The sequence below is a fragment of the Pseudomonas triticicola genome (genome assembly GCF_019145375.1).
GTDB classification, from domain to species: domain Bacteria; phylum Pseudomonadota; class Gammaproteobacteria; order Pseudomonadales; family Pseudomonadaceae; genus Aquipseudomonas; species Aquipseudomonas triticicola.
This window is the reverse complement of sequence record NZ_JAHSTX010000001.1, coordinates 1,389,257-1,409,512: the sequence shown is the minus strand read 5'-3', so window position 1 is coordinate 1,409,512 and position 20,256 is coordinate 1,389,257. Positions and strand designations below refer to the sequence as shown.

General features: G+C 59.3%; 17 protein-coding genes. 5 read left to right on the top strand and 12 right to left on the bottom strand.

The genetic code is table 11. From position 1 onward, the window contains the following. Positions 1-59: 59 nt before the first annotated feature. The 4 genes from KVG85_RS06405 to KVG85_RS06390 are packed head-to-tail and all read right to left on the bottom strand — an operon-like array spanning position 60 to position 3,851. Positions 60-1,145: a polyamine ABC transporter substrate-binding protein gene (locus KVG85_RS06405; RefSeq protein WP_217863312.1), complete on the bottom strand. Its 1,086-nt coding sequence runs from the start codon at positions 1,143-1,145 to the stop codon at positions 60-62. A 55-nt stretch (positions 1,146-1,200) separates the two neighbouring features. Continuing rightward, positions 1,201-1,545 carry a cupin domain-containing protein gene (locus KVG85_RS06400; protein ID WP_217863311.1) on the bottom strand — a complete coding sequence of 115 codons (345 nt, stop codon included), beginning with the start codon at positions 1,543-1,545 and terminating at the stop codon, positions 1,201-1,203. 31 nt (positions 1,546-1,576) lie between these two features. Continuing rightward, positions 1,577-2,983 (bottom strand): NAD(P)/FAD-dependent oxidoreductase, encoded by a 1,407-nt coding sequence (locus tag KVG85_RS06395; protein ID WP_217863310.1) that lies wholly within the window; start codon positions 2,981-2,983, stop codon positions 1,577-1,579. A gap of 52 nt (positions 2,984-3,035) precedes the next feature. Next, the gene (locus KVG85_RS06390; RefSeq protein WP_217863309.1) at positions 3,036-3,851 is read right to left on the bottom strand and encodes a helix-turn-helix domain-containing protein; all 816 of its coding nucleotides are present in this window, start codon (positions 3,849-3,851) and stop codon (positions 3,036-3,038) included. 265 nt (positions 3,852-4,116) lie between these two features. Here KVG85_RS06390 and KVG85_RS06385 point away from each other — a divergent pair, with 265 nt between their 5' ends. Further along, on the top strand, positions 4,117-4,389 hold the full coding sequence (locus tag KVG85_RS06385; RefSeq protein ID WP_039761582.1) for a DUF1652 domain-containing protein: 273 nt from the start codon (positions 4,117-4,119) through the stop codon (positions 4,387-4,389). 49 nt (positions 4,390-4,438) lie between these two features. Here KVG85_RS06385 and KVG85_RS06380 read toward each other — a convergent pair whose 3' ends face one another. After that, positions 4,439-6,913: a UvrD-helicase domain-containing protein gene (locus KVG85_RS06380; RefSeq protein ID WP_217863308.1), complete on the bottom strand. Its 2,475-nt coding sequence runs from the start codon at positions 6,911-6,913 to the stop codon at positions 4,439-4,441. Between the two features lie 257 nt (positions 6,914-7,170). Between KVG85_RS06380 and KVG85_RS06375 the strand changes: the two genes are divergently transcribed. Beyond that, complete coding sequence (locus KVG85_RS06375) at positions 7,171-7,866, top strand: pirin family protein (protein WP_016774845.1); 696 nt, start codon at positions 7,171-7,173, stop codon at positions 7,864-7,866. 54 nt (positions 7,867-7,920) lie between these two features. Here the strand turns inward: KVG85_RS06375 and pgm are convergent, their stop codons facing one another. The 4 genes from pgm to KVG85_RS06355 form a co-directional block, all read right to left on the bottom strand. Next, complete coding sequence (pgm, locus tag KVG85_RS06370) at positions 7,921-9,567, bottom strand: phosphoglucomutase (alpha-D-glucose-1,6-bisphosphate-dependent) (RefSeq protein WP_016774846.1); 1,647 nt, start codon at positions 9,565-9,567, stop codon at positions 7,921-7,923. Positions 9,568-9,675: 108 nt separating this feature from the next. Continuing rightward, the gene (locus tag KVG85_RS06365; protein ID WP_217863307.1) at positions 9,676-11,076 is read right to left on the bottom strand and encodes an aminotransferase-like domain-containing protein; all 1,401 of its coding nucleotides are present in this window, start codon (positions 11,074-11,076) and stop codon (positions 9,676-9,678) included. 49 nt (positions 11,077-11,125) lie between these two features. After that, positions 11,126-12,592 (bottom strand): hypothetical protein, encoded by a 1,467-nt coding sequence (locus tag KVG85_RS06360; RefSeq protein WP_217863306.1) that lies wholly within the window; start codon positions 12,590-12,592, stop codon positions 11,126-11,128. A 551-nt stretch (positions 12,593-13,143) separates the two neighbouring features. Further along, entirely contained in the window at positions 13,144-14,166 is a 1,023-nt protein-coding gene (locus KVG85_RS06355) for a zinc-dependent alcohol dehydrogenase family protein (protein ID WP_041480274.1), read from the bottom strand. A gap of 270 nt (positions 14,167-14,436) precedes the next feature. Here KVG85_RS06355 and KVG85_RS06350 point away from each other — a divergent pair, with 270 nt between their 5' ends. Next, a complete protein-coding gene (locus tag KVG85_RS06350) occupies positions 14,437-15,351 on the top strand; it encodes a LysR family transcriptional regulator (protein WP_225926638.1) in 915 nt (304 codons plus the stop codon). Between the two features lie 3 nt (positions 15,352-15,354). Here KVG85_RS06350 and KVG85_RS06345 read toward each other — a convergent pair whose 3' ends face one another. The 3 genes from KVG85_RS06345 to gcvA form a co-directional block, all read right to left on the bottom strand. After that, positions 15,355-16,116, bottom strand: coding sequence for an SDR family oxidoreductase (locus KVG85_RS06345; RefSeq protein ID WP_217863305.1), 762 nt, complete (start codon positions 16,114-16,116; stop codon positions 15,355-15,357). A 29-nt stretch (positions 16,117-16,145) separates the two neighbouring features. Next, the gene (locus KVG85_RS06340; protein WP_217863304.1) at positions 16,146-16,973 is read right to left on the bottom strand and encodes an EamA family transporter; all 828 of its coding nucleotides are present in this window, start codon (positions 16,971-16,973) and stop codon (positions 16,146-16,148) included. Between the two features lie 75 nt (positions 16,974-17,048). Beyond that, positions 17,049-17,954 (bottom strand): transcriptional regulator GcvA, encoded by a 906-nt coding sequence (gene gcvA / locus KVG85_RS06335; RefSeq protein WP_217863303.1) that lies wholly within the window; start codon positions 17,952-17,954, stop codon positions 17,049-17,051. A 310-nt stretch (positions 17,955-18,264) separates the two neighbouring features. Here gcvA and KVG85_RS06330 point away from each other — a divergent pair, with 310 nt between their 5' ends. Further along, positions 18,265-18,717 carry a DUF805 domain-containing protein gene (locus KVG85_RS06330; protein WP_217863302.1) on the top strand — a complete coding sequence of 151 codons (453 nt, stop codon included), beginning with the start codon at positions 18,265-18,267 and terminating at the stop codon, positions 18,715-18,717. Positions 18,718-18,992: 275 nt separating this feature from the next. After that, positions 18,993-20,246: a multidrug efflux RND transporter periplasmic adaptor subunit MexE gene (mexE, locus tag KVG85_RS06325; protein WP_217863301.1), complete on the top strand. Its 1,254-nt coding sequence runs from the start codon at positions 18,993-18,995 to the stop codon at positions 20,244-20,246. Positions 20,247-20,256: the final 10 nt, after the last annotated feature.

Below are 20,256 nucleotides of genomic sequence, written 5' to 3'. Positions count from 1 at the left end.
GACAAACCGCTTCGCGAGCAGGCTCGCTCCCACAGGAGTCTTGTATACTGGCCTGAAACTCAGCTACCGGTACGAATCTTGTTCCACACCCGCGTACGAATCCGGTCGATATTCAGCGGCATCGCTTCCAGCGCAAACAGCTTGCCCATCATTTCCGGGCTCGGGTAAACCTTGGTGTCGTTCTTGATCGCCGGGTCGATCAGTTTGTCGGCTTGTTCGTTGCCATTGGCGTAATGCACGTAATTGGTGATGCCGGCCATGACATCGGGGCGCAGCAGGTAATTCATGAAGGCGTAGCCGGCCTTTTCGTCCGGTGCGTCGGCGGGCATGGCGACCATATCGAACCAGATCGCCGCGCCTTCCTTGGGAATCGCATAACCGATCTCGACGCCGTTCTTCGCTTCCTTGGCGCGGTTCTCCGCTTGCAGGATGTCGCCGGAAAAGCCTACTGCTACGCAGATGTCGCCGTTGGCCAAATCACTGGTGTACTTGGAGGAATGGAAGTAGCTGACGTAGGGCCGCACTTTCATCAGCAGCGCTTCGGCCTTCTTGTAGTCTTCGGGATTCTTGCTGTGGTGCGGCAGGCCCAGGTAGTTGAGCGCCGCCGGGAGCAGTTCCGGGCCGTTGTCGAGGATCGCCACGCCGCACTTCTGCAATTTTTCCATGTACTCGGGCTTGAAGATCAGATCCCAGGAATCCACCGGCGCATCGTCGCCCAATACCGCTTTGACCTTGGCGATGTTGTAGCCGATGCCGGTGCTGCCCCACAGGTACGGAAAGCCGTGCTCGTTGTTCGGGTCATTGGTCTGTAAGGCCTTGAGCAGCGCCGGGTTGAGGTTCTTCCAGTTCGGCAACTGACTCTTGTCGAGTGTCTTCAGCGCCCCACCCTGAATCTGCCGCGCCATGAAGTGGTTCGACGGAAAAACCACGTCGTAACCGGACTTGCCGGTCATCAACTTGCCGTCGAGGGTTTCGTTGCTGTCGTAGACGTCATAGGTGACGCCAATGCCCGTGTCTTTCTGGAAATTCTTCGTGGTGTCCGGGGCGATGTAGTCGGACCAGTTGTAGACCTTGACCGTCTCGGCCGCGTGACTGACGGAAGCGGCCAGCAGCAGCGGCGCCAATGCGAGGGTTTTCTGGATCATGGGGCGATTCCTGTATGGGCTTTTTTTGTTGGCAGGCAATCAAAGGATCGAACAATCAGAAAATCAGCACGTAGCTCTTGCGCACGGTTTCCTGGACATCCCAGATCCCGAGCGTGTTGGCTGGCAACATCAGTGCGTCGCCGCCTTGTATGTGCAGGGTTTCGCCGCCACCGTCGGGGGTGAAGGTGCAGCGCCCGGAAATGAAATGGCAGAACTCCTGCGCGGTGATCTGCCGCCGCCAGCGCCCCGGCGTGCACTCCCAGACGCCGGTTTCGACACCGTCGTCGCGCTCGACACTGGTGGTCGAGGCAATGGCGACGGGCTCGCCGAGGGGCACGGCGACCGGGTTGGATTCTTCGAGCTCAAGCGTGGCGGTGTTCTTGAATTGGGTGATGCTCATGGCGTGACCTGTTTATTGAGGGAAACGGCGTTCAGTGCATGAAACCTTCCATGAACCCGGCGACCCGGCTGGCGAGCTTGCGCCGCCAGGGCGCGGTCGCGGGATTGGCCAGGGTCTGGTCTTCGTGCACGAAACTTTTGATGATCGCGTTGTAGCCGAGCCAGCGGCATGGCTCTGGCTCCCAGGCACGCAGCGCATGAATGCCACCGTCAGGCAGGACCCACGGTTGCTGGGTCAGCTCGCTGTCGCGCTCAAGAATCAGATCGGCCAGGGTCCGGCCGCCGAGATTGCTGGCACCGACGCCCTCGCCGCCATAACCGCCAGACAATGCGATGCCGTTGGCGCGGTCGCAGAGCATGTGCGGTTTGAAATGCCGCGACATGCCAAGGTTGCCGCCCCAGGCGTGGGTGATCTGTACGCTTTTCAGTTGCGGGAACAGTTCACCGAACAGATAGCGGCGCAATTCGACCTCATCGCGTGTGAGGTTGAAGTCTTGGCGCAGCTTGCCGGCGAACTGATATCCGCCACGGGCGCCGAAAATCAGGCGGTTGTCGGCACTGCGCTGGCCATAGGTGACCTGGCGGCTGAATTCACTGAACGCCTGGCCGCGATTGAGGCCGATTTCGTCCCAGGTCGCAGCGGACAGCGGCTCGGTGGCGACAATCAGACTTTGCACCGGCAACTGATAACGGCCCAGCGGCGGCAACGTCACCGAATAGCCTTCCACGGCCGGGACGATCCAACGGCTGCGCACGCTGGCCTTGGCGGTGCGCAAACTGCCGGATTGCCAGTGGGTGACCGGGCTGTTCTCGTAAATCTTCACGCCCATGTTCTGCACGGTCCGCGCCAGGCCACGGACCAGTTTCGCCGGGTGAATGGTCGCGACATGGGGAGCGAAGATGCCGCCGTAGGGCTTGGCCACACGGATCTGTTGGGCCAGTTGCTCGGGGCTGAGCCAGCGGTAATCGTTGTCGGTCAGGCCTTGGGCGTGCAGCTTGCTCAGGTATTCGCGCAGGACGGTCTCCTGTTCCGGATAGCGCGCAGCACAGTAAAGCACCCCGCCCTTGCGGTAATCGCAGTCGATGTCTTCGCGTTCGAGGACGATCTCTACCTCATCGGGAATGCTGTGCAGCAGGTCGAATGAGGCGCGGCGCTGCTCTGGCGACATCCCGGCCAACAGGCGATCCTCGCCGAGCAGGTTGCCCATCAGCCAGCCGCCATTACGCCCGGACGCACCGAATCCGGCGGTTTGCGCCTCGATGATGGCGATATCCAGGCCGGGCGCCTGTTTTTTCAGGTAGTACGCCGTCCACAGACCGGTGTAACCGGCGCCGATGATCGCCACGTCGACGTCCAGGTCCCGCTCCAACGCAGGTCGCGCCAGCAGCGGCTCATCGAGCTGATCCATCCACAAACTGATCGTGCGCCACGCCGACATGCCAGACTCCGCCACTGAAAACCTTCGATGGCGTCGATCCTAGTGGCTGCCTTCAGTGGATGTCTTGCGCGCGTGCCCGCAGAGAAATTTGTTTGGCATAGGCCTTGGGCGACTGGCCGGTGTGCTCGCGAAAGCATTTATAGAATGCCGATAGCGAGTTGAAGCCTGCGGCAAAGGCCAGCTCGTCGACGCGCAACGGTGGCGTGGCGCGGTCCAGCGTGCGCAGCAAATGTTGCAGGCGCGCCTGATTGACGTAGCGATAGAAGCTCTGCCCCAGCACTTGGTTTAGCAGATAGGAAATCTGATTGCGGCTGTAGCCGCACTCCTTCGCCACCCGTTGCAGGTCAAGCTCAGGATCCAGATAAGGTTGCTGCTTTTCGAAATACTGCTGCAGGTCTTCAGCCATGAAACTCAGTTGCCGCGGTGACAGACCGAGACGACTGACCGCCGGGCGCTGGCTCGGCGTCGCGCTACCGTCGGCCTGGGTACGCACCAGCGAGGCATATTCATTGACACGCCAGATCAAGCCGTCCTTGACCGTGATCGCTTCGCTGGAGCGGAACGACACCAGGCCATCGCCGCCGCGCAGGGTCACCTCGTACTGAATGAACGCGGTGTTGCCGTCCACCCGAATGCGGTCGCAATGTTCGAGCAGTTCGTCGGATTCTCGCGGCATGCTCACCCGCACGTATTCGCGTAACTCATCCAGACCAAGCACGCGGTTCTGAAAGAAATCGTTGTACTGGATATCGGCGTGATAAAGCGCCATCACGCTGTCCAGATCCCGGTGCTTCCAGCTCAGGTGATAGCGCATGACCGTGGCAGCCGTGGCCTGGGTCTGTTCTGGGCCGTCGTCATCAGCGTGCATAAGCGGCTCGGCGAAAAAGAACCGAGCTTGCCCAACTTCCTCTGCCGCTTCAATGAAAAATCCATGGTGGCGTTTTGGCGATAATCGACGAGCCAGTGACTTACATCAAAAAATGCGAATCAATCGCTAAACGGACTGAAAAAACTCACAGTTTTTTCACACACGGATGCTACTTTTAAAGCTCAAGCACTGGTTGAGCCAATGAAGGCTCTTCCCACCTAACATGAGCAAAAGGAAGCGCTCGATGAAGCAGGCGGGCAACACCATGAATAAAGGGTTCAGCAAAGTCACTTTTCCCAACGCCTGCCAGCTGATGCGCTGGCATTTTCATCCAATGGGCTTCGAGGCGACGATGGATGCGCCGGGCAGCATGATCGCCCGTCTGTTCGACCGTGCCAGCGGCGAAACCATGATTGCCATCGCCGGTATTCCCTGTGCGACGGTGATGAATGCGGCGGATGTCGAGCGAATCATCGAAGCCATCGAGGATGAGCTGGAGGCTTTTACTCCTCCGGAATCTCTGAAGAACTACGCATAACCAACTGATTTAAAAGAAAAAGCCCGCAGCGATGCGGGCTTTTTGTTGCTCAGGCGCTGGCCTTTTCGTTTCGATGATCGACAAAGAATGGCTTGCCCTTGGCAACCCGATCCGAAGCTCGCGGCATGTTCACCGCTTGGGTTTCCTGCGGTTCGACGTACCAGTAGCAATGGCTGACGGCTCGGGTGATGCCAACGTAGGCGAGGCGAAGGATTTCATCCTTTTGCGCACTGTCATATGGCTCGCTGTCGCCGGTTTTGCCGAGTCCAGCCATGCGATAGACCTGATTCTTGTACGGCGAGCTGGTCAGATGCTGGCAGTCGCCCAGCAGAAACACCGCATCGGCCTGCAAGCCTTTGGCGCTGTGATAGGTCAGTTGTTTCAGCCGCCGCGCATCGTAAGGCAAGCTCGAATCGACATTAAGTACAGGCTGAATATGCTGTTCAATCAATAACTTATCGCTGCTTTTTCGATAGAGCATCAAGATTGAATCGCCCCGTCGATAATGTTCGGCGAGGCGCTGACCGAGCCCTTCATCATCACGCTCAAGCACATTCACCGGGTGCAGCGGCTTGGACTCACCACTGGCCTTGGCCTTCTTGCCCGCGATCGCTGGCGCTGCACGAACAATGTGTTCGGCGGCATCAATGATGTGCTGATGGCTGCGGTAGTTGTCGCTGAGCATGACCCGCGTTGTGCTCGGCGAGGGGAATTCCTTGTTGAACTCCATGAAGTAGCTCGGCGAACTGCCGCGCCAGCCGTAAATCGATTGCCAGTCATCGCCGACACACAACAGCGACGAACGCTGTGCCCCGCGCCCGACGTGCATGGCCGGGCCGCGGCTGCGAATTTCATTGAGGCTGGCACGAATCCACGAAACGATTTGCGGCGAAACGTCCTGGAATTCATCGATCATCAGATGCGCCATGGGTCGCAGCAGTTCATCGCTGAGCAGCTTGAGGTTTTCCGGCGAGTGCTCGCTGAACAGCGCAAACATGCGGTTGTAGGTCATCACTGGCGGTTTCTGATCCAGCAAGTGATCTTCAAATGCCCGCCAGAACAGGCTTAGGGCCTCAAAGAAAAAGCGATCAGGATCGTCCTTGGCGAAGCTCATCCGACTGACCGCGTCCGGTACATCCAGGCCGAGGTTTTCGATAAAGCCCGCTGCGCCGACGAAACAATCGAGCAATGGCGCGGATGCCAGCTCGCCCTTGACCTTGTAATCAAATCCGGGACCGGCGCTGGCATCTCCGGCCAACGTCGCAAGAACGCGCCTGGATGACTCGTAACTATCCAGCCATATCAATGGCTTACGACAGAAAGCTTGAAACAGGGTGCGCTTGACCGCCCACTCTGCACGGACACTCAGCTTGGCGTTGGGTCGGGTCAGCTGGGCGTTTTCCCTGGGATCAAAGCCGAGCACCACCCAGGCATCGAGACTGGGAATATAGCCATGAACGTGGAACTTCGAACCATTGATTTCGAAGGCCTGCCGATTCGGTTCGATGCCTTTGATCGGCCACGCCCCTGCGCGAAACCACAGATCCTCAATCACATCGCAGAGCTCTTCATCGCGCTTGGCCGCCAGTTCGGTGACCGCCATGCGTTTCTGCACATCGGGGTGATCGCGTTCCAGTTCCTTCAACTGTAATCCGGCACGGGACAGCGGCTGGATCAACTGGCGGAAACGCTCATCGTCGTTGAACAGGCGGTGATAACAAGCATTAAGTTGCTGGCGCTGCGCGTCATTGATACGCAGGTCAAACGGATTGCTGTCGACCTCCTCTGCGCCGCTTTGCGGGCGATCGCTGAGGTTCTCGAAGGCCTGCAAACGCTCGAAACCCGGCAGGCTGCGGACCATCGGCAAGATGCGTGAGTGGAAGGTTCTGACCAGCTCGCGGGCCTGCTTGAGGTTCAGCGGCTGCCCCCACAGCGTGAAGATTTCGATCAGTTTGTTGATGAAGTCCTTTCGCGATTCGCGGGTGAAGGTCACCACGGTCATCGAATCCAGCTCAAAACCCAGATAATGGCTGAGCAACAGAATGCGCAGCACCAACGTAGTCGACTTACCTGCGCCGGCACCGGCCACCACCGAGGTGGACGGCGTATCGCTGAAGATCATTTTCCACTGTGCAGCGCTGGGCTGGGCGTGGCGCGGGAGCAAACGGGCAACGTCAGCCTTGATGCGTTTCTTCAGTTCCGCCGTCAGCGGCAGGCGCCAGTCATCGAACAGGTGGTTATCGACGCTGGGCGGCCGATGCTCGGTGTTGCGGCTGTCGCGAATCAGCAGCACCTGCCGGCCTTCCTCGAAACCCTCAAGCTTGCCCTCCTTGAAACCGTATTCGACACCAGCGGTGTGGCCACTGCGAAATCCGTCGGCTTGCCCGTGCAGCCACGACGCCCGGTGCTGGGCGCGCAGCTTGGTCAACCCGTGACCAAAGAATCGCGCGGCCAGACGTTTGAACCAGGGCATCTCGGCCAGTGGACGAAGTTCAGGGGGAAGATCGGGGGTGTGTTGCGTCACGCTGACGGACTCCAGGGTGTGAGGCTGTGGCGGCTATGGTGTCTGCATTTGCTTCTCAGTTCTAGCGAAATGCTTACAGGTCATCGGTTTAGGCGACGAATTGAAAGTCGGATGCGATGATTTCGTAGCGCCTTCCCATCTAATAACTTGATCATGATGCAGCAGTTTTTGCGCTTTTTATCGATGATTGCCTGATAGATGATCGTCGTCATCAACCACGGGGCCCACCCCCTGACGACCCTTATCAGGAGACGATCATGCTTGAACTCAGACCCTTCAGCTCGCTGGGCGGCGCCCATCATGGCTGGCTGGACGCGCATCACCACTTTTCCTTTGCCGAATACTACGATCCGCAGCGGATGAGCTGGGGCAACTTGCGCGTGTGGAACGACGACATCATCGCCGCAGGCACCGGTTTCCCGCAGCATCCGCACCGCGACATGGAAATCATCACTTACGTGCGGGAAGGTGCCATCACGCACCAGGACAACCTCGGCAACAAGGGCCGCACCGAAGCTGGCGACGTACAAGTGATGAGCGCCGGCACCGGCATCGCTCACAGCGAGTACAACCTGGAAGACAAGGAAACCAAGATCTTCCAGATCTGGATTCTGCCGACCGAAACCGGTGCGCCGCCCTCGTGGGGAGCCAAGCCGTTTCCCAAAGGCGAGCGCGAGGGTTTTGTGACATTGGCCAGCGGCAAGGACGGCGACGATGAGAGCCTGCACATTCGCGCCAATGCACGTCTGGTGGCGGCGAACATCAAGGCCGGTGAAACCGCTGAATACCGACTGGATGAAGGGCGTCGCGCCTATCTGGTGCCGGCCACCGGCGTGATCGAGGTCAATGGCTTGCGTGCCCAAGCGCGTGACGGCGTGGCGGTGGCCCACGAGCAAGTGCTGACGGTCACGGCGATCGAGGACAGCGAGATCGTACTGGTCGACCTGGCTTGATCTGCAGGCAATAAAAAAGGGCAACCATTACGGTTGCCCTTTTTTATGTGCGCATCACTTAGTGGAAATAGCGCCATCCACCAACGTTTGCGCTTCGGCCACCAGTTGCTTGAGGTGGTCATCGCCGAGGAAGCTTTCGGCGTAGATCTTGTAGATGTCCTCAGTGCCCGACGGACGCGCGGCGAACCAACCGTTCTCGGTCATGACTTTCAGACCGCCAATGGCTTGATCGTTGCCCGGTGCATGGCTGAGGATGCTCTGGATCTTCTCGCCTGCCAGCTCGGTCGAGGTGACCTGTTCCGGCGCCAGCTTGCTCAGCAGTGCCTTCTGCTCAGGGTTGGCCTTGGCGTCGACACGTACCGAGAACGGCTCGCCAAGTTCGTCGGTCAGCGCGCGGTAGGCCTGGCTTGGATCGCGCCCGGTGCGCGCGGTCATTTCGGCGGCGAGCAAGGCAGGAATCAGACCGTCCTTGTCAGTGCTCCAAACGCCGCCGTCCTTGCGCAGGAACGACGCGCCAGCGCTCTCTTCACCGCCAAAACCCAGCGAGCCATCGAACAGACCGTCGGCGAACCACTTGAAACCGACCGGCACTTCGTAAAGGCGACGGCCCAGGCGCTTGGCCACGCGGTCGATCAGACCGCTGCTGACCACGGTTTTGCCCACGGCGGCATCGGCGCGCCATTGCGGACGGTTCTGGAACAGGTAGTCGATGGATACCGCCAGATAGTTGTTCGGCGCGAGCAAACCACCGGACGGCGTGACGATGCCGTGGCGGTCGTGATCCGGGTCGCAGGCAAACGCCACGTCGAAGCGCTCTTTCAGGCCGATCAGGCCCTGCATCGCGTGGCTGGACGACGGGTCCATACGGATCTGGCCGTCCCAGTCGACGGTCATGAAACGGAACGTTGAATCGACCTGTTTATTCACCACTTCCAGGTCGAGACGGTAGTGTTCGGCGATGGCCGACCAGTAGCGCACCCCTGCTCCGCCCAACGGATCGACACCCAGACGCAGCTTGGCGTCGCGGATGGCATCGAAGTCGATGACGTTGATCAGGTCGGCGACATAAGTGTTCAAGTAATCGTGGCGATGGGTCGTGCTGGCCTTGAGCGCTTGTTCGTAGCTGATGCGTTTGACCCCGGCCAGTTTGTTCGCCAGCAGCTCGTTGGCTTTAGCTTCGATCCACTTGGTGATGTGGGTATCGGCCGGGCCACCGTTGGTTGGGTTGTATTTGTAGCCACCGCTTTGTGGCGGGTTGTGCGACGGCGTGATGACGATACCGTCCGCCAGGCCAGAGGTACGGCCGCGGTTGTAGCAGAGAATGGCGTGGGAAACTGCCGGGGTCGGCGTGTACTCATCGCCTTCGGCGATCATCACGGTGACGCCGTTGGCGGCGAGGACTTCCAGCGCGCTGGCGCCGGCCGGGGTCGACAATGCATGGGTGTCGATGCCGACGAACAGCGGGCCGGTAATGCCCTGGGCTTCGCGATACAGGCAGATCGCCTGGCTGATGGCCAGAACGTGCCATTCGTTGAAACTCAAATCGAACGAACTGCCGCGGTGGCCGGACGTGCCGAACGCCACTCGCTGGGTAGAAATCGATGCATCAGGCTGGCCGGTGTAATAGGCCGTAACCAGTCGCGGGATATCGACCAACAGTTCTGCCGGTGCCGGTTTGCCCGCAAAAGGACTGAGTGTCATGCAAAAACCTCTGAAATCGGAGTGGTTCAGGAAATGCAGCGCAGTTTACTGGCAGTTTGACCACCGTGCGACGGGATGTATCCGAAACTCGCCCGATGTTTTTTAACGTTATGCACCGGGTGACAGGCGCAAGGCATCACCGAGCAAGCCGATGACACTCGGCAGATCCCGCTCGCCGTGGTGCAACGCGCTTAACCGCAGATGATCCGCATGCAGACCTTGCAGGCTGAACAGCTCGCCGGGGGCCACGATGACCTGTTGCTTGAGCAGACGACGGAACACATTCGCCATGTCGACCGGCCGTAACGAACGCACCCACACCGTCGCCCCGCCCTGCGGCTCGACTATCTGCAGCGTATCGCCCAAACGTTCGTGCAGCACCTGGATCAACACGGCTCGCCGCTCACCCAGCATTCGCCGCAGCACAGATAAATGCTGATCAAGCCGCCCGCCATTCAACAACCGGGCAATCGCCTTCTGGCGAATGGGCGACAAGCGAAACGCGCGCAGCAGAAAATGGCGCTGCAATTCCTCGCGCCAGTGACGCGACAAGACAAAACCGAATGGTGCTTCCGCGCCGATTAATTTCTCGAAAGTGGAAAACACCAGCAGACGCTCAGGATCAAGCCAACTGCGCAAACGCTGCGAATCATTGCGCTCGTCAAGCTCGCTGTAGCAGTCGTTTTCCAGTACCCAGACGCCATGATGATTGAGCAACTGCGCCGTGGCCCGCTGACATTCGCGAGTGAAACCGTTGCCTTGGGGCATGCTCAACACGGAAGACAGCAGGATCAAACGTACCGGCTCGTTCTTCAGCAGTGATTCGAGTGCCGACAGATCAAGCGCGCCTCGGGCAAGCAATGGCCACTCGATCACGCGCACCCCGCACGACTCGAGCAGGCGCAATATCACCCAGTCGCAAGGTGATTCGACGATCACGGTAGCCTGACGCAACCCAAGCACCGAAATCAGAATTTCCAGGACTCCGCGCAGATCAGCACCGATATAAATATCATCGGCATGCCAGAAATGCTCTGTCGAACTCGTGTACCGCGCTGCCAGGGCAACCCGCAATTCCAGCTCTCCGCAAGGTTGCACGAACGTCTGTAGCTGACGCGGATATTGGCGCAGAAGCTCACGTTCCAACGTCAACAATGGACTGTCCAGCGGTTGCAGCGAGGCCGGTTCGTCGGCGCTCAACACACACATTCCGGGACGTCTGGCGTTGACGTACAGGGTCTCCAGCAGATCATTGCCGTTGCCGGGTGCGTCCATGCTGAACTGCGCTTGCGCGTAATACCCTGACTTGGCTATCGAATAGACCCGGCCTTCCTTTTCCAGAAGCGAATAGGCGTATTGCACCGTTGAAATGGAGACATTCAGCCGGTCCGCCAGTTGTCGCAAGGAAGGCATGCGTACCGCCGCACCACCTCCGGCAGCATCAATCAGCGTGGTCAGATATCGATAAACTGCCTGATAAACAAAGTCGTTGTCCCGCGCGCTTTTCACACCCTCATTTCCGTAGATATCGGTTCACAATCCAGGCTCCGGCTCACCGTCAGCGTTCCGTCGACCGCTCGAATGACGAGGCCGAACCCGCTTGATCAGTATCCGTATTCTCCGAGGCTGATTGCGCGGGCGGATGAATCTGCACAGGGCCCGTTGCATAGAGACGGATCACCAACCTGACTGGCAACCCGCTCACTTCCGTTATCCATTTCAAAACCTGCTCCGGCGCGTGCAAGCCTTGCATGGCGCGGTGCAGGTCAGGCATGGCGACCAGCATGCCGGGATGACAATTGCGCAAGAACCGTTCGAGACCTTTGCCGTTGTCGATGAACGGTGCAAACAGCAGGCACACCAGCTGCGTTTCGCTCAATCCGAAACCATTGACGAGGTAGTCCTCGGCAAGCACCCGCAGCTGCTCTGGCCCGCCGGCATTGTCATAGCTGGCCAGCAAGTGCTCGCAGACAGATTCAGCGACCTGTTTTCGCCGCATGTCGACCAGCGTGTGACGAACATAATCGTCGATACCCGCCTCATAGGCGCGCCCCTCGATGAAGCGTGCGTACAAACCTCGCACGTGCGCCGAGATCAAAGGATCAGCAAAGACCGCTTCGCCCTGGTACAGCGCCAGATCATCAGGTTCATAACCGAGAAATTCGCCCAGCAGCGGCCAGCGATCCTCGATTTTGCCGACCATCATATCGTTGATGTCGATGAAACTGGTGCGCCGGCAAGCTTCGAACTCACCTTCCGGGCGCCACGCTATCCGGTCATCATCTGCGCGCAGCTCGCGGTAAAAATCATCACCGAGCCCATCGAGCAGCGGAAAAAGCGCTTCGAATCCGGCATTGACCAGTTCTGGACCGGCTATTGCCACTCGCTGCAGTGCACGGTTCAGACCTTCGAGGAAATGCTGCTGACTGCCTTTGGTTTCGGTGCTGATCATGGCGTCGACGCCATTGTTCCAGCGCGCGATCTGGCTGTAGTACTCGGCCGTCGCCAGATAGGCGTCATCCCATAACTCAGGGGTTTCCAGCCAGGTGCGACAGTGCCCGACCAGCAGCAGGTTGACGCGGCTGGCCTCGCGTCCTTCGTTGCTCACAGGTGTGCGATGGTCGAACGGCAACACTTCGCGGTTATCGACCATCAGCACCTCGACCCGCGGATCGTCATAAAGAAACAGTGCGCTGTAGCTGCGATGCAGGTTTTGCAGGGCGAGCGGGCTGTCGCCACTCCAGCGCAGGGACGCCACGCGCAACTGGAAGGTCGCCGGGGCACGACCGGCAATGGTCAACTGCGCAGCCCGAAGCAAGGCCAGCGTGTAGCAGCCGTCACGCAGGCCGGACTGAGGCACCAGCACCTTGAATTGCCCAATGTTTTCCATGCCGCCAGCGGCCACCACCAGGCGCTGTATCAGCAACTGCAATGCCGTGCGTTCGGCTCGGGAAAAGAAACTCAGCAGACGCTGCAATACTTGCTGATAGACATAGTTCATTGCCTGATCATGGATCGTGCTCATCGGTATTTACCCGGTATCAAAAGTTTCATGCCGCGCAGACATGACAATGGGCGCGCGGCAATTGGATCAATAAGTAATAGACGCTGAAATGCTAACACTTACAAAGTTGTAGTTATTTGAAACACTTCACCTGAATAAAGCCATCCAGATGCCAAGCGTCACGCTCAACTACCTGTATTCATTGGGCTTTCGCCATACGCAAATGATCTGAGGAAACTTCCCACAACGTCCCACGACAAATCATTACAAGAAAAGGAGAAGCAACTTCCGAATCGCCCTACAGCAATTAAACAGAAATTGACGAAGCCAGCCGAGCCAGCGATTTGATATTGCCTCGGACAAATTGAATGCACAGCCATAGCTCATTCCTTGAGATGAAAGTAATCATTCAATTATCAGTGCTTATAGTGTGATTAGAAGATACAGATGAACGGCAAAAACCAGTTCAGTTACTGAAAGGGCCAATGCGTCGATATCAGGGAGGGTTTACTGACAGCGGAGGATCTAAACAGAAAAGAGTCCGTGGCGGCCACGGACTCTGATGAGCGGATTTACGCGGTTTCCACTTGCAGGGCCACTCGCTCGCGGCATGGGCATTCGTCCATGTAGCGATGCGCCTCGACGAACTCGTTGAACGGGAATACACGCGTCTTGAGCGGCAGGAGCACGCGGTCAGCGGTCAACTGGTTGATGTCACGCAGCGCACGCTGCAGAGCGACGTGGTCCTGGACAATGCCCAGCTCCGGCTTGCCGGTGAAGTTGCCGATGCAGTGCACGAAGAACTGGATGTTCTTCTGAAACGCTGCACACGCCGGGAACGGAGTCTGATTACCACCCTGCAGGCCGTACAGAACCAGACTGCCGCGTGGCGCCAGCACATCGCCAAGCAACGACATCTGCGGACCGCCAAGACCATCGAACACCACATCGACGCCGCGGTTGTCGGTGATCTTGTTGATGCGCATCAACAGATCTTCCTCTTCGGTGACGATGACCTTCTCCGCACCGAGGGACAGCAGGTACTCCCGCTCCTCCGCCGATTTGGTCGCGGCGATCACTCGCACACCCAGCGCTTTGCCCAATTGCACAAACGACGGGCCGGCGCAGTGGCTGGCGTCAGTCACCAGCGCAAATTGACCCGGTTTGACCCGCGCAAGATCGGCATAAGCGAAGTAGGCGATCAGCAGCGGCGTGTAATGCACGCTCGCTTCGATCGGGCTGAGCACATCGGGATAACGGGTCAGCGCGGTGCGCGGCAAGACGATCGACTCGCCGTACACCGGATAGTCGTTCGGGCTTTCCGCTGGAAAACTGGCCACTTTGTCGCCGACGGACAGGTCGTCGACATCGGCGCCCACCGCAGTGACCACCCCAGCCATTTCATGACCGAGGCCCGAAGGCAGACGTGCCTGGGACGACGCCAGGTTCTGGCGCCACAGGGTGTCGTACCAACTGATGCCGATTGCCTCGACACGCACCTGCACTTCGCCAGGACCTGGCTGAGCAGCCGCATGCTCTTCGCATTTGAGCACCTCGGCCGGACCAAACTTGTGAAAACGGATCGTGCGGGACATCGCAAACCTCGTCAAAGTAACCTCTAATGCCATGAACTCTATCTGGGCTTTCGACCCAAGACCATCAGCGGCTATTAATAGTCGACATGCCTGTCATTGATTCCGCATCAAGGGCGGCATTGGCAAATTCCATGGAAAAAGGCCTGCCACCGTCGCAGTAAAGCTGAATTTTCCGGTGCAGAGTACCAGCCTTTCCCCGTAAGATTCATGCCGGCCATTGTTCTCATATGGTCGCCCTCGTCAAGTTTGATGACTCTGCCAGGACTCCAGATGAATCGTAATGACCTGCGTCGTGTCGACCTGAACCTGCTGATCGTGTTCGAAACATTGATGCACGAACGCAGTGTGACTCGGGCCGCGGAAAAATTGTTCCTCGGCCAACCGGCTATCAGTGCGGCTCTGTCGCGCCTGCGCAGCCTGTTTGACGATCCCTTGTTTGTCCGCACCGGCCGCAGCATGGAACCATCCGCGCGCGCGGTGGAAATCTTCGCCCTGCTCTCGCCCGCCCTTGATTCGATCTCGACCGCCGTCAGTCGTGCCGCCGATTTTGATCCAGCGACCAGCACGTCGGTGTTCCGCATTGGGTTATCCGACGACGTCGAATTCGCCCTGCTGCCCATGCTGCTCAAGCGCCTGCGCGCCGAAGCACCAGGCATCGTCCTCGTCGTGCGCCGGGTCAACTACATCTTGATGCCGGGCCTGCTGGCCTCCGGCGAGATTTCGATCGGCGTCAGCTACACCACCGACCTGCCGGCCAATGCCAAGCGCAAGGTCCTGCGCCGCAGCGCACCGAAGCTGCTGCGCGCCGACACCGTGCCGGGGCCGCTGAGCCTCGACGACTACTGCGCCCGACCGCACGCACTGGTGTCGTTCGCTGGCGACCTCAGTGGTTTCGTCGATGAAGAACTGGAAAAACTCGGACGCAAACGGCACGTGGTGCTGGCAGTGCCACAGTTCAACGGACTGGGCACCCTGCTGGCGGGCACCGATATCGTCGCGACCGTGCCGGATTACACGGCGGACGCACTGACGGCAGCTGGAGGGCTTCGTGCTGAAGATCCGCCACTGCCGACGCGGACCTTTGAATTGCACATGGCATGGCGTGGGTCGCAGGATAACGACCCGGGAGAGCGGTGGTTACGGTCGCGAATTCAGATGTTTTTCGGCGATCCGGATAGCCTCTAGCAATTACTTGCCACCCGTCACATCCAGAAATGTCCCGGTGACAAATGAAGCCTCCGCGCTGGCCAGCCACAAGATGGCCCGCGCTACCTCTTCCGGCTGACCGCCCCGGCCCATCGGGATCGAGTCCTTCACGCGATCCACCCGCCCCGGCTCGCCGCCGCTGGCGTGCATGTCGGTATAGATGTGCCCCGGGCGAATGCAGTTGACGCGGATTCCCTCGCGCGCGACTTCCTTGGCAAAGCCGATGGTGAAGGTTTCCAGCGCGCCTTTCGATGCTGCGTAGTCGACGTATTCATTCGGGCTGCCCAAGCGCGCCGAGGCAGAAGAAACGTTGATCACTGCCCCACCTGTGCCGCCGTGCTGATACGCCATGCGCTTCACCGCTTGCTGCGCGCACAGGATCGGTCCCAGAGCATTGACCGCGAAGATGCGCTGCATGCGTTCGAAGCTCAGGTCCTCCATGCGTGACTGTTTCGCCAGCACGCCAGCGTTATTGACCAGAACGTCGATCCGCCCGAATGAACGATCAATGGCCGAGAACAAATCAGCGACCTGCTCAGGGTTGGCACTGTCGGCACGCACGGCCAACGCTTTGCGCCCAAGCGCTTCGACATCGGCCACCACCTCAAGAGCGGCGGACTCGTTAGCGACGTAGCTGATGGCAACGTCGTAGCCTTGTGCTGCGGCGAGTCGGGCGGTGGCGGCGCCGACTCCGCGACTGCCGCCGGTGATCAGAATCAGCGGGGCCTGCGAAACGTTACCCATGCGACGTTCTCCTCAGCAGTTGGGCTGTGTCAGCCGATGATGATGGCGCCGCTGGCGATGACCACGCACGCCAGCATCCTGCGGACGGTGAGCTTTTCACCGAGAAACAAATAGCCGAGCAATGCCGCGAACAACACGCTGGTTTCGCGCAGCGCCGACACCGCGCCCAGTGGCGCTTCGTTCATGGCGTAGATAACGATTGCGTAGGCCAGCAACGAGACCAGTCCGCCGACCACAGCGGTCAGCATTCCGGGCCGTACGGAAAACAGACTGCGAGCATCGCGCAGGCCGATATACACCAGCGGCATCAGCACGCCCCACAGGGCGCTCATCCAAACTGTGTAAGCCAGCGGCGCCCCCGACAGTCTGGCGCCAATGCCATCGACCACACTGTAGGCAGCGATGAAACAACCGGTGCCCAGCGCATACGGCAAGCTCGGCACCGACAGGCTGCGCCCGCGAAAAGCCAGGGACATGATCCCGCCCGACACAAGACCAATGCCGAGCAATTCGGCGGGGGTAATGGTTTCGCCGGCAAACAGCGCGGCGCCGAGGGTGATCAGCGCTGGCGACGACCCACGGGAAATCGGATAGATTTGCCCAAGGTCGCCGACCCGATAGCTGCGCACCAGAAACAGGTTATAACCAACGTGCAGCAGTGCCGAGAGTAGCGCATAACCCCAGCTCTCAGGTGCAGGCGCGGCCATGAAAAAGGTGGCGATGAGGCAGACGATGGCGATGGCCACACACATTATTGTCATCGACCAGAGCCGATCGGCGCCGCCGCGCAGCAACGCGTTCCAGCTGGCGTGCAGGAGCGCGGCGAACAGAACGAGGAGTACGAGATGGATTGGCATGCCGCATTCTAGGCATCTCGGGCATTGGCATTACAGCGAAGTTTCCTCATTGCAGCATGAGCAAAAGCTCATGCTTCAGCGTTGGGGGTTCTGCACCTTCAATGCTTCACTGAGCAACCAGTCACGAAAACTGAGAATGTGTGCCTGGGCTTCGATGCCTTTGGGGCAGACGAAATAGTAGGCCAAAGGCGAAGTGAACGGCACATCGAACAGCCTCACCAGACGGCCATCGGCGATTTCGTTTTCGACATGGCCGCTGCGCACCAGCGCCACACCCTGGCCGAGCAACGCAGCTTCCACCGTCATATTGGTATCACCAAACCTGACGCCTTCGCGCAGCGGTAAAAACTCCAGCCCGACGGACTGAAACCACACCTCCCATTTCGGCGCCAACTCGGCGCCGTCGCGGATAAGTAACGGCATCTGCAGCAACTCCGCGGGACTGCCCGGCGTGCCGACGCGCTGCAGCATCTCGGGGCTGGCCACGGGAAACACTTGCTCCCCAAACAGAAACTCCGAATACAGACCGGGATAATTGCCTTTGCCCAAGCGAATGGCGACATCAGCTTCGCCGCTGGCGAAATGGATGATCGTGTCCGTGGTATCCAGCGACACCAACAGCTCCGGGTGCAGGCGCGACAGATTCGGCAAGCGTGGCAGCAGCCACTTCAAGGCAAACGAATAAGTGGTGCTGACGGTCAGGCGAACCCGGTCCTTTTGCTCGCGCAGATCCTCCAGCGTTGCTTCAAGGCTCATGAAAAACTCGCGCACGATCGGCGCCAGCGTCGCCCCCGCTGTTGTAAGGCGTAACGCCTTGCCGCGCTCGAACAATTGCAATCCCCAAAGTTCTTCCAGATGCCGGAGCTGATGACTGACGGCGCTTTGGGTCACGTGCAGTTCTTGAGCGGCAGCGGTGAACGTCGGGTGCCGAGTGGCCACTTCGAAAGCCCGCAGGGTCGCGGTCGGGGGCAGGTCGCGCATATAGGAAAGTTCCGGGGGTGGCAGAAGCTGACGGCATGAATATCAGCTCATGTTAGAGCGAAATGCGTTCGCATGCCTCACGCCCCAAGTGGATTTGGTGACGATCGGGTTTGGGTTTAGCCGCAGACCCACAAATCGACAGCGGAGAGCCGATGACAAACCTTATGGTAACGATTAGATTACCGCCGCCCCGCCAATGGAGAGCCGGGCATTCAGTCTCTGCTCTCGTTGGCGACGACATCTGCACCAACGAAAACACCGGGATGTATCTGTCCCGTCTTTCGACTGACCATTTTTTAGGGAAAAAAACATGAGCCTGGTTTTCTGCCGTGGTTGCGCCAAGGAAATAAGTACTCTGGCATCGGCATGCCCCCAATGCGGCGCACCTCAAGCGCCACTGCATTCCATTGCTAGTGGCCCCGTCATGGCGAGCGGCAACCCATACGTGGAAGCACTGAAGAAATATGCCGTGTTCACCGGACGCGCCACGCGCCGTGAATACTGGATGTTTTTTCTGATCAACATGGGCATCGCTATTGTCATGAGCGTTTTTGACGCCATGCTCAAGACCGGTGGCGCCTTGCAGAGCCTGTACAACCTGGCAATGCTGTTGCCGAGCCTCGCTGTTGGCGTACGGCGCATGCACGACACTGACCGCAGCGGCTGGTGGATTCTGCTGCCCATCGTCAACATCGTGTTTCTGGCGCAAGACAGCCAGCCTGGCCCGAATCGCTTCGGTGCCAATCGCAAAGGCTTCAACTGATCAATAGCGGCAATCGCGGATCGAAACGGCCTCATGGCCGTTTCTTTATTTATGACGCCCATCTCGACAGGGCCTTGCTCGATCATTGCTCGTCACGCAAGAAAGAATTGCAAGAAAACACATTGTTAGCCCCCTAACGAAAGGTGCATGCTAGAGGGCTGCCTCGGCGCTTATATCATTCCGAATGATAGTTACCTTTGCTTCATTCGATTCGTGCCATCACACCCGCGCCGAGCATCATCCGCCCATCTTCAATACTTCGGCGGATTGCATCCATGGAACAATCACTCAAACATTTGCGCTTCCCGTTGGCCATGCTGGCCGTACTGGTGATGAGCGCCTGCGGCAAAACTCCGGAGACTGCCGGCGCCCCGCCCGCTGCCAAGGTCAGCGTGGCCAAGGTGCTGGAACAACCGGTCAACGAGTGGGACGAATTTACCGGGCGCCTCGAAGCCCCGGAAACCGTAGAAATCCGGCCACGGGTTTCGGGCCAGATCGATCAGGTCGCGTTCACCGAAGGCGCGCTGGTCAAGAAAGGTGACCTGCTGTTCCAGATCGACCCGCGTCCGTTCCAGGCCGAGGTACGCCGCCTCGAAGCTCTGGTTGCTCAAGCCCGCGCCACCGCCACCCGCAGCGAAAACGAAGCGGCGCGCGGTGAACGTCTGCGTGCCAGCAACGCCATTTCCGCTGAACTGGCCGACTCGCGCACCAGCGCCGCCCAAGAAGCCCGCGCCGCCGTTGGTGCTCTGCAGGCACAACTGGACCTGGCCAAACTGAACCTGAGCTTCACCCGCGTGACCGCACCGATCAGCGGCCGCGTCAGCCGCGCCGAAATCACTGCCGGCAACCTGGTGACCGCCGACACCACCGCGCTGACCAGCGTCGTCTCCACCGACAAGGTCTACGCCTACTTCGACGCCGACGAACGCGTGTTCCTCAAATACACCGAACTGGCCCGCAACGGCCAGCGTGGCGCCACTACGCCGGTGTACATGGGCCTGTCCAACGAGGACGGCAACCCGCACCTGGGCCAGATGAACTTCGTCGACAACCAGGTCAATCCGAAAACCGGCACCATCCGTGGTCGCGCAGTCTTCGACAACGCTGACGGCACCTACACCCCTGGCCTCTACGCTCGCTTGAAACTGGTCGGCAGCGGCACCTACAACGCCATGCTGATCAATGACGAAGCCGTGGGCACTGACCTGGGCAAGAAGTTTGTGCTGGTGATGGATGGCGACAACAAGACCGCCTACCGCGCCGTTGAACTCGGTCCGAAAATCGAAGGCCTGCGCATCGTCCGCAACGGCCTGAACAAGGACGACACGATCATCGTCAAGGGTCTGCAACGGGTTCGTCCTGGCTCACCGGTCACCCCTGAGGTGATTCCGATGGCCAGCGAGCAGACCCTCGCCGCCCTCGCTCAACAACGTCAAGCGCTGGAAGCCAGCAACCTGCCCAAAGTTGCCCCTGCCAAGGGCGCATCGGGTTCGGCTGCGAAGCTGGCTGCTACGACCCCACGCGGTTAAGGGACGACAA

Coding starts and splice junctions, on each gene's coding strand:
- KVG85_RS06405 (WP_217863312.1), bottom strand. CDS start 1,145: ATGATCCAGAAAACCCTCGCATTGGCGCCGCTGCTGCTGGCCGCTTCC.
- KVG85_RS06400 (WP_217863311.1), bottom strand. CDS start 1,545: ATGAGCATCACCCAATTCAAGAACACCGCCACGCTTGAGCTCGAAGAA.
- KVG85_RS06395 (WP_217863310.1), bottom strand. CDS start 2,983: ATGTCGGCGTGGCGCACGATCAGTTTGTGGATGGATCAGCTCGATGAG.
- KVG85_RS06390 (WP_217863309.1), bottom strand. CDS start 3,851: ATGCACGCTGATGACGACGGCCCAGAACAGACCCAGGCCACGGCTGCC.
- KVG85_RS06385 (WP_039761582.1), top strand. CDS start 4,117: ATGAATAAAGGGTTCAGCAAAGTCACTTTTCCCAACGCCTGCCAGCTG.
- KVG85_RS06375 (WP_016774845.1), top strand. CDS start 7,171: ATGCTTGAACTCAGACCCTTCAGCTCGCTGGGCGGCGCCCATCATGGC.
- pgm (WP_016774846.1), bottom strand. CDS start 9,567: ATGACACTCAGTCCTTTTGCGGGCAAACCGGCACCGGCAGAACTGTTG.
- KVG85_RS06360 (WP_217863306.1), bottom strand. CDS start 12,592: ATGAGCACGATCCATGATCAGGCAATGAACTATGTCTATCAGCAAGTA.
- KVG85_RS06355 (WP_041480274.1), bottom strand. CDS start 14,166: ATGTCCCGCACGATCCGTTTTCACAAGTTTGGTCCGGCCGAGGTGCTC.
- KVG85_RS06350 (WP_225926638.1), top strand. CDS start 14,437: ATGAATCGTAATGACCTGCGTCGTGTCGACCTGAACCTGCTGATCGTG.
- KVG85_RS06345 (WP_217863305.1), bottom strand. CDS start 16,116: ATGGGTAACGTTTCGCAGGCCCCGCTGATTCTGATCACCGGCGGCAGT.
- KVG85_RS06340 (WP_217863304.1), bottom strand. CDS start 16,973: ATGCCAATCCATCTCGTACTCCTCGTTCTGTTCGCCGCGCTCCTGCAC.
- gcvA (WP_217863303.1), bottom strand. CDS start 17,954: ATGCGCGACCTGCCCCCGACCGCGACCCTGCGGGCTTTCGAAGTGGCC.
- KVG85_RS06330 (WP_217863302.1), top strand. CDS start 18,265: ATGAGCCTGGTTTTCTGCCGTGGTTGCGCCAAGGAAATAAGTACTCTG.
- mexE (WP_217863301.1), top strand. CDS start 18,993: ATGGAACAATCACTCAAACATTTGCGCTTCCCGTTGGCCATGCTGGCC.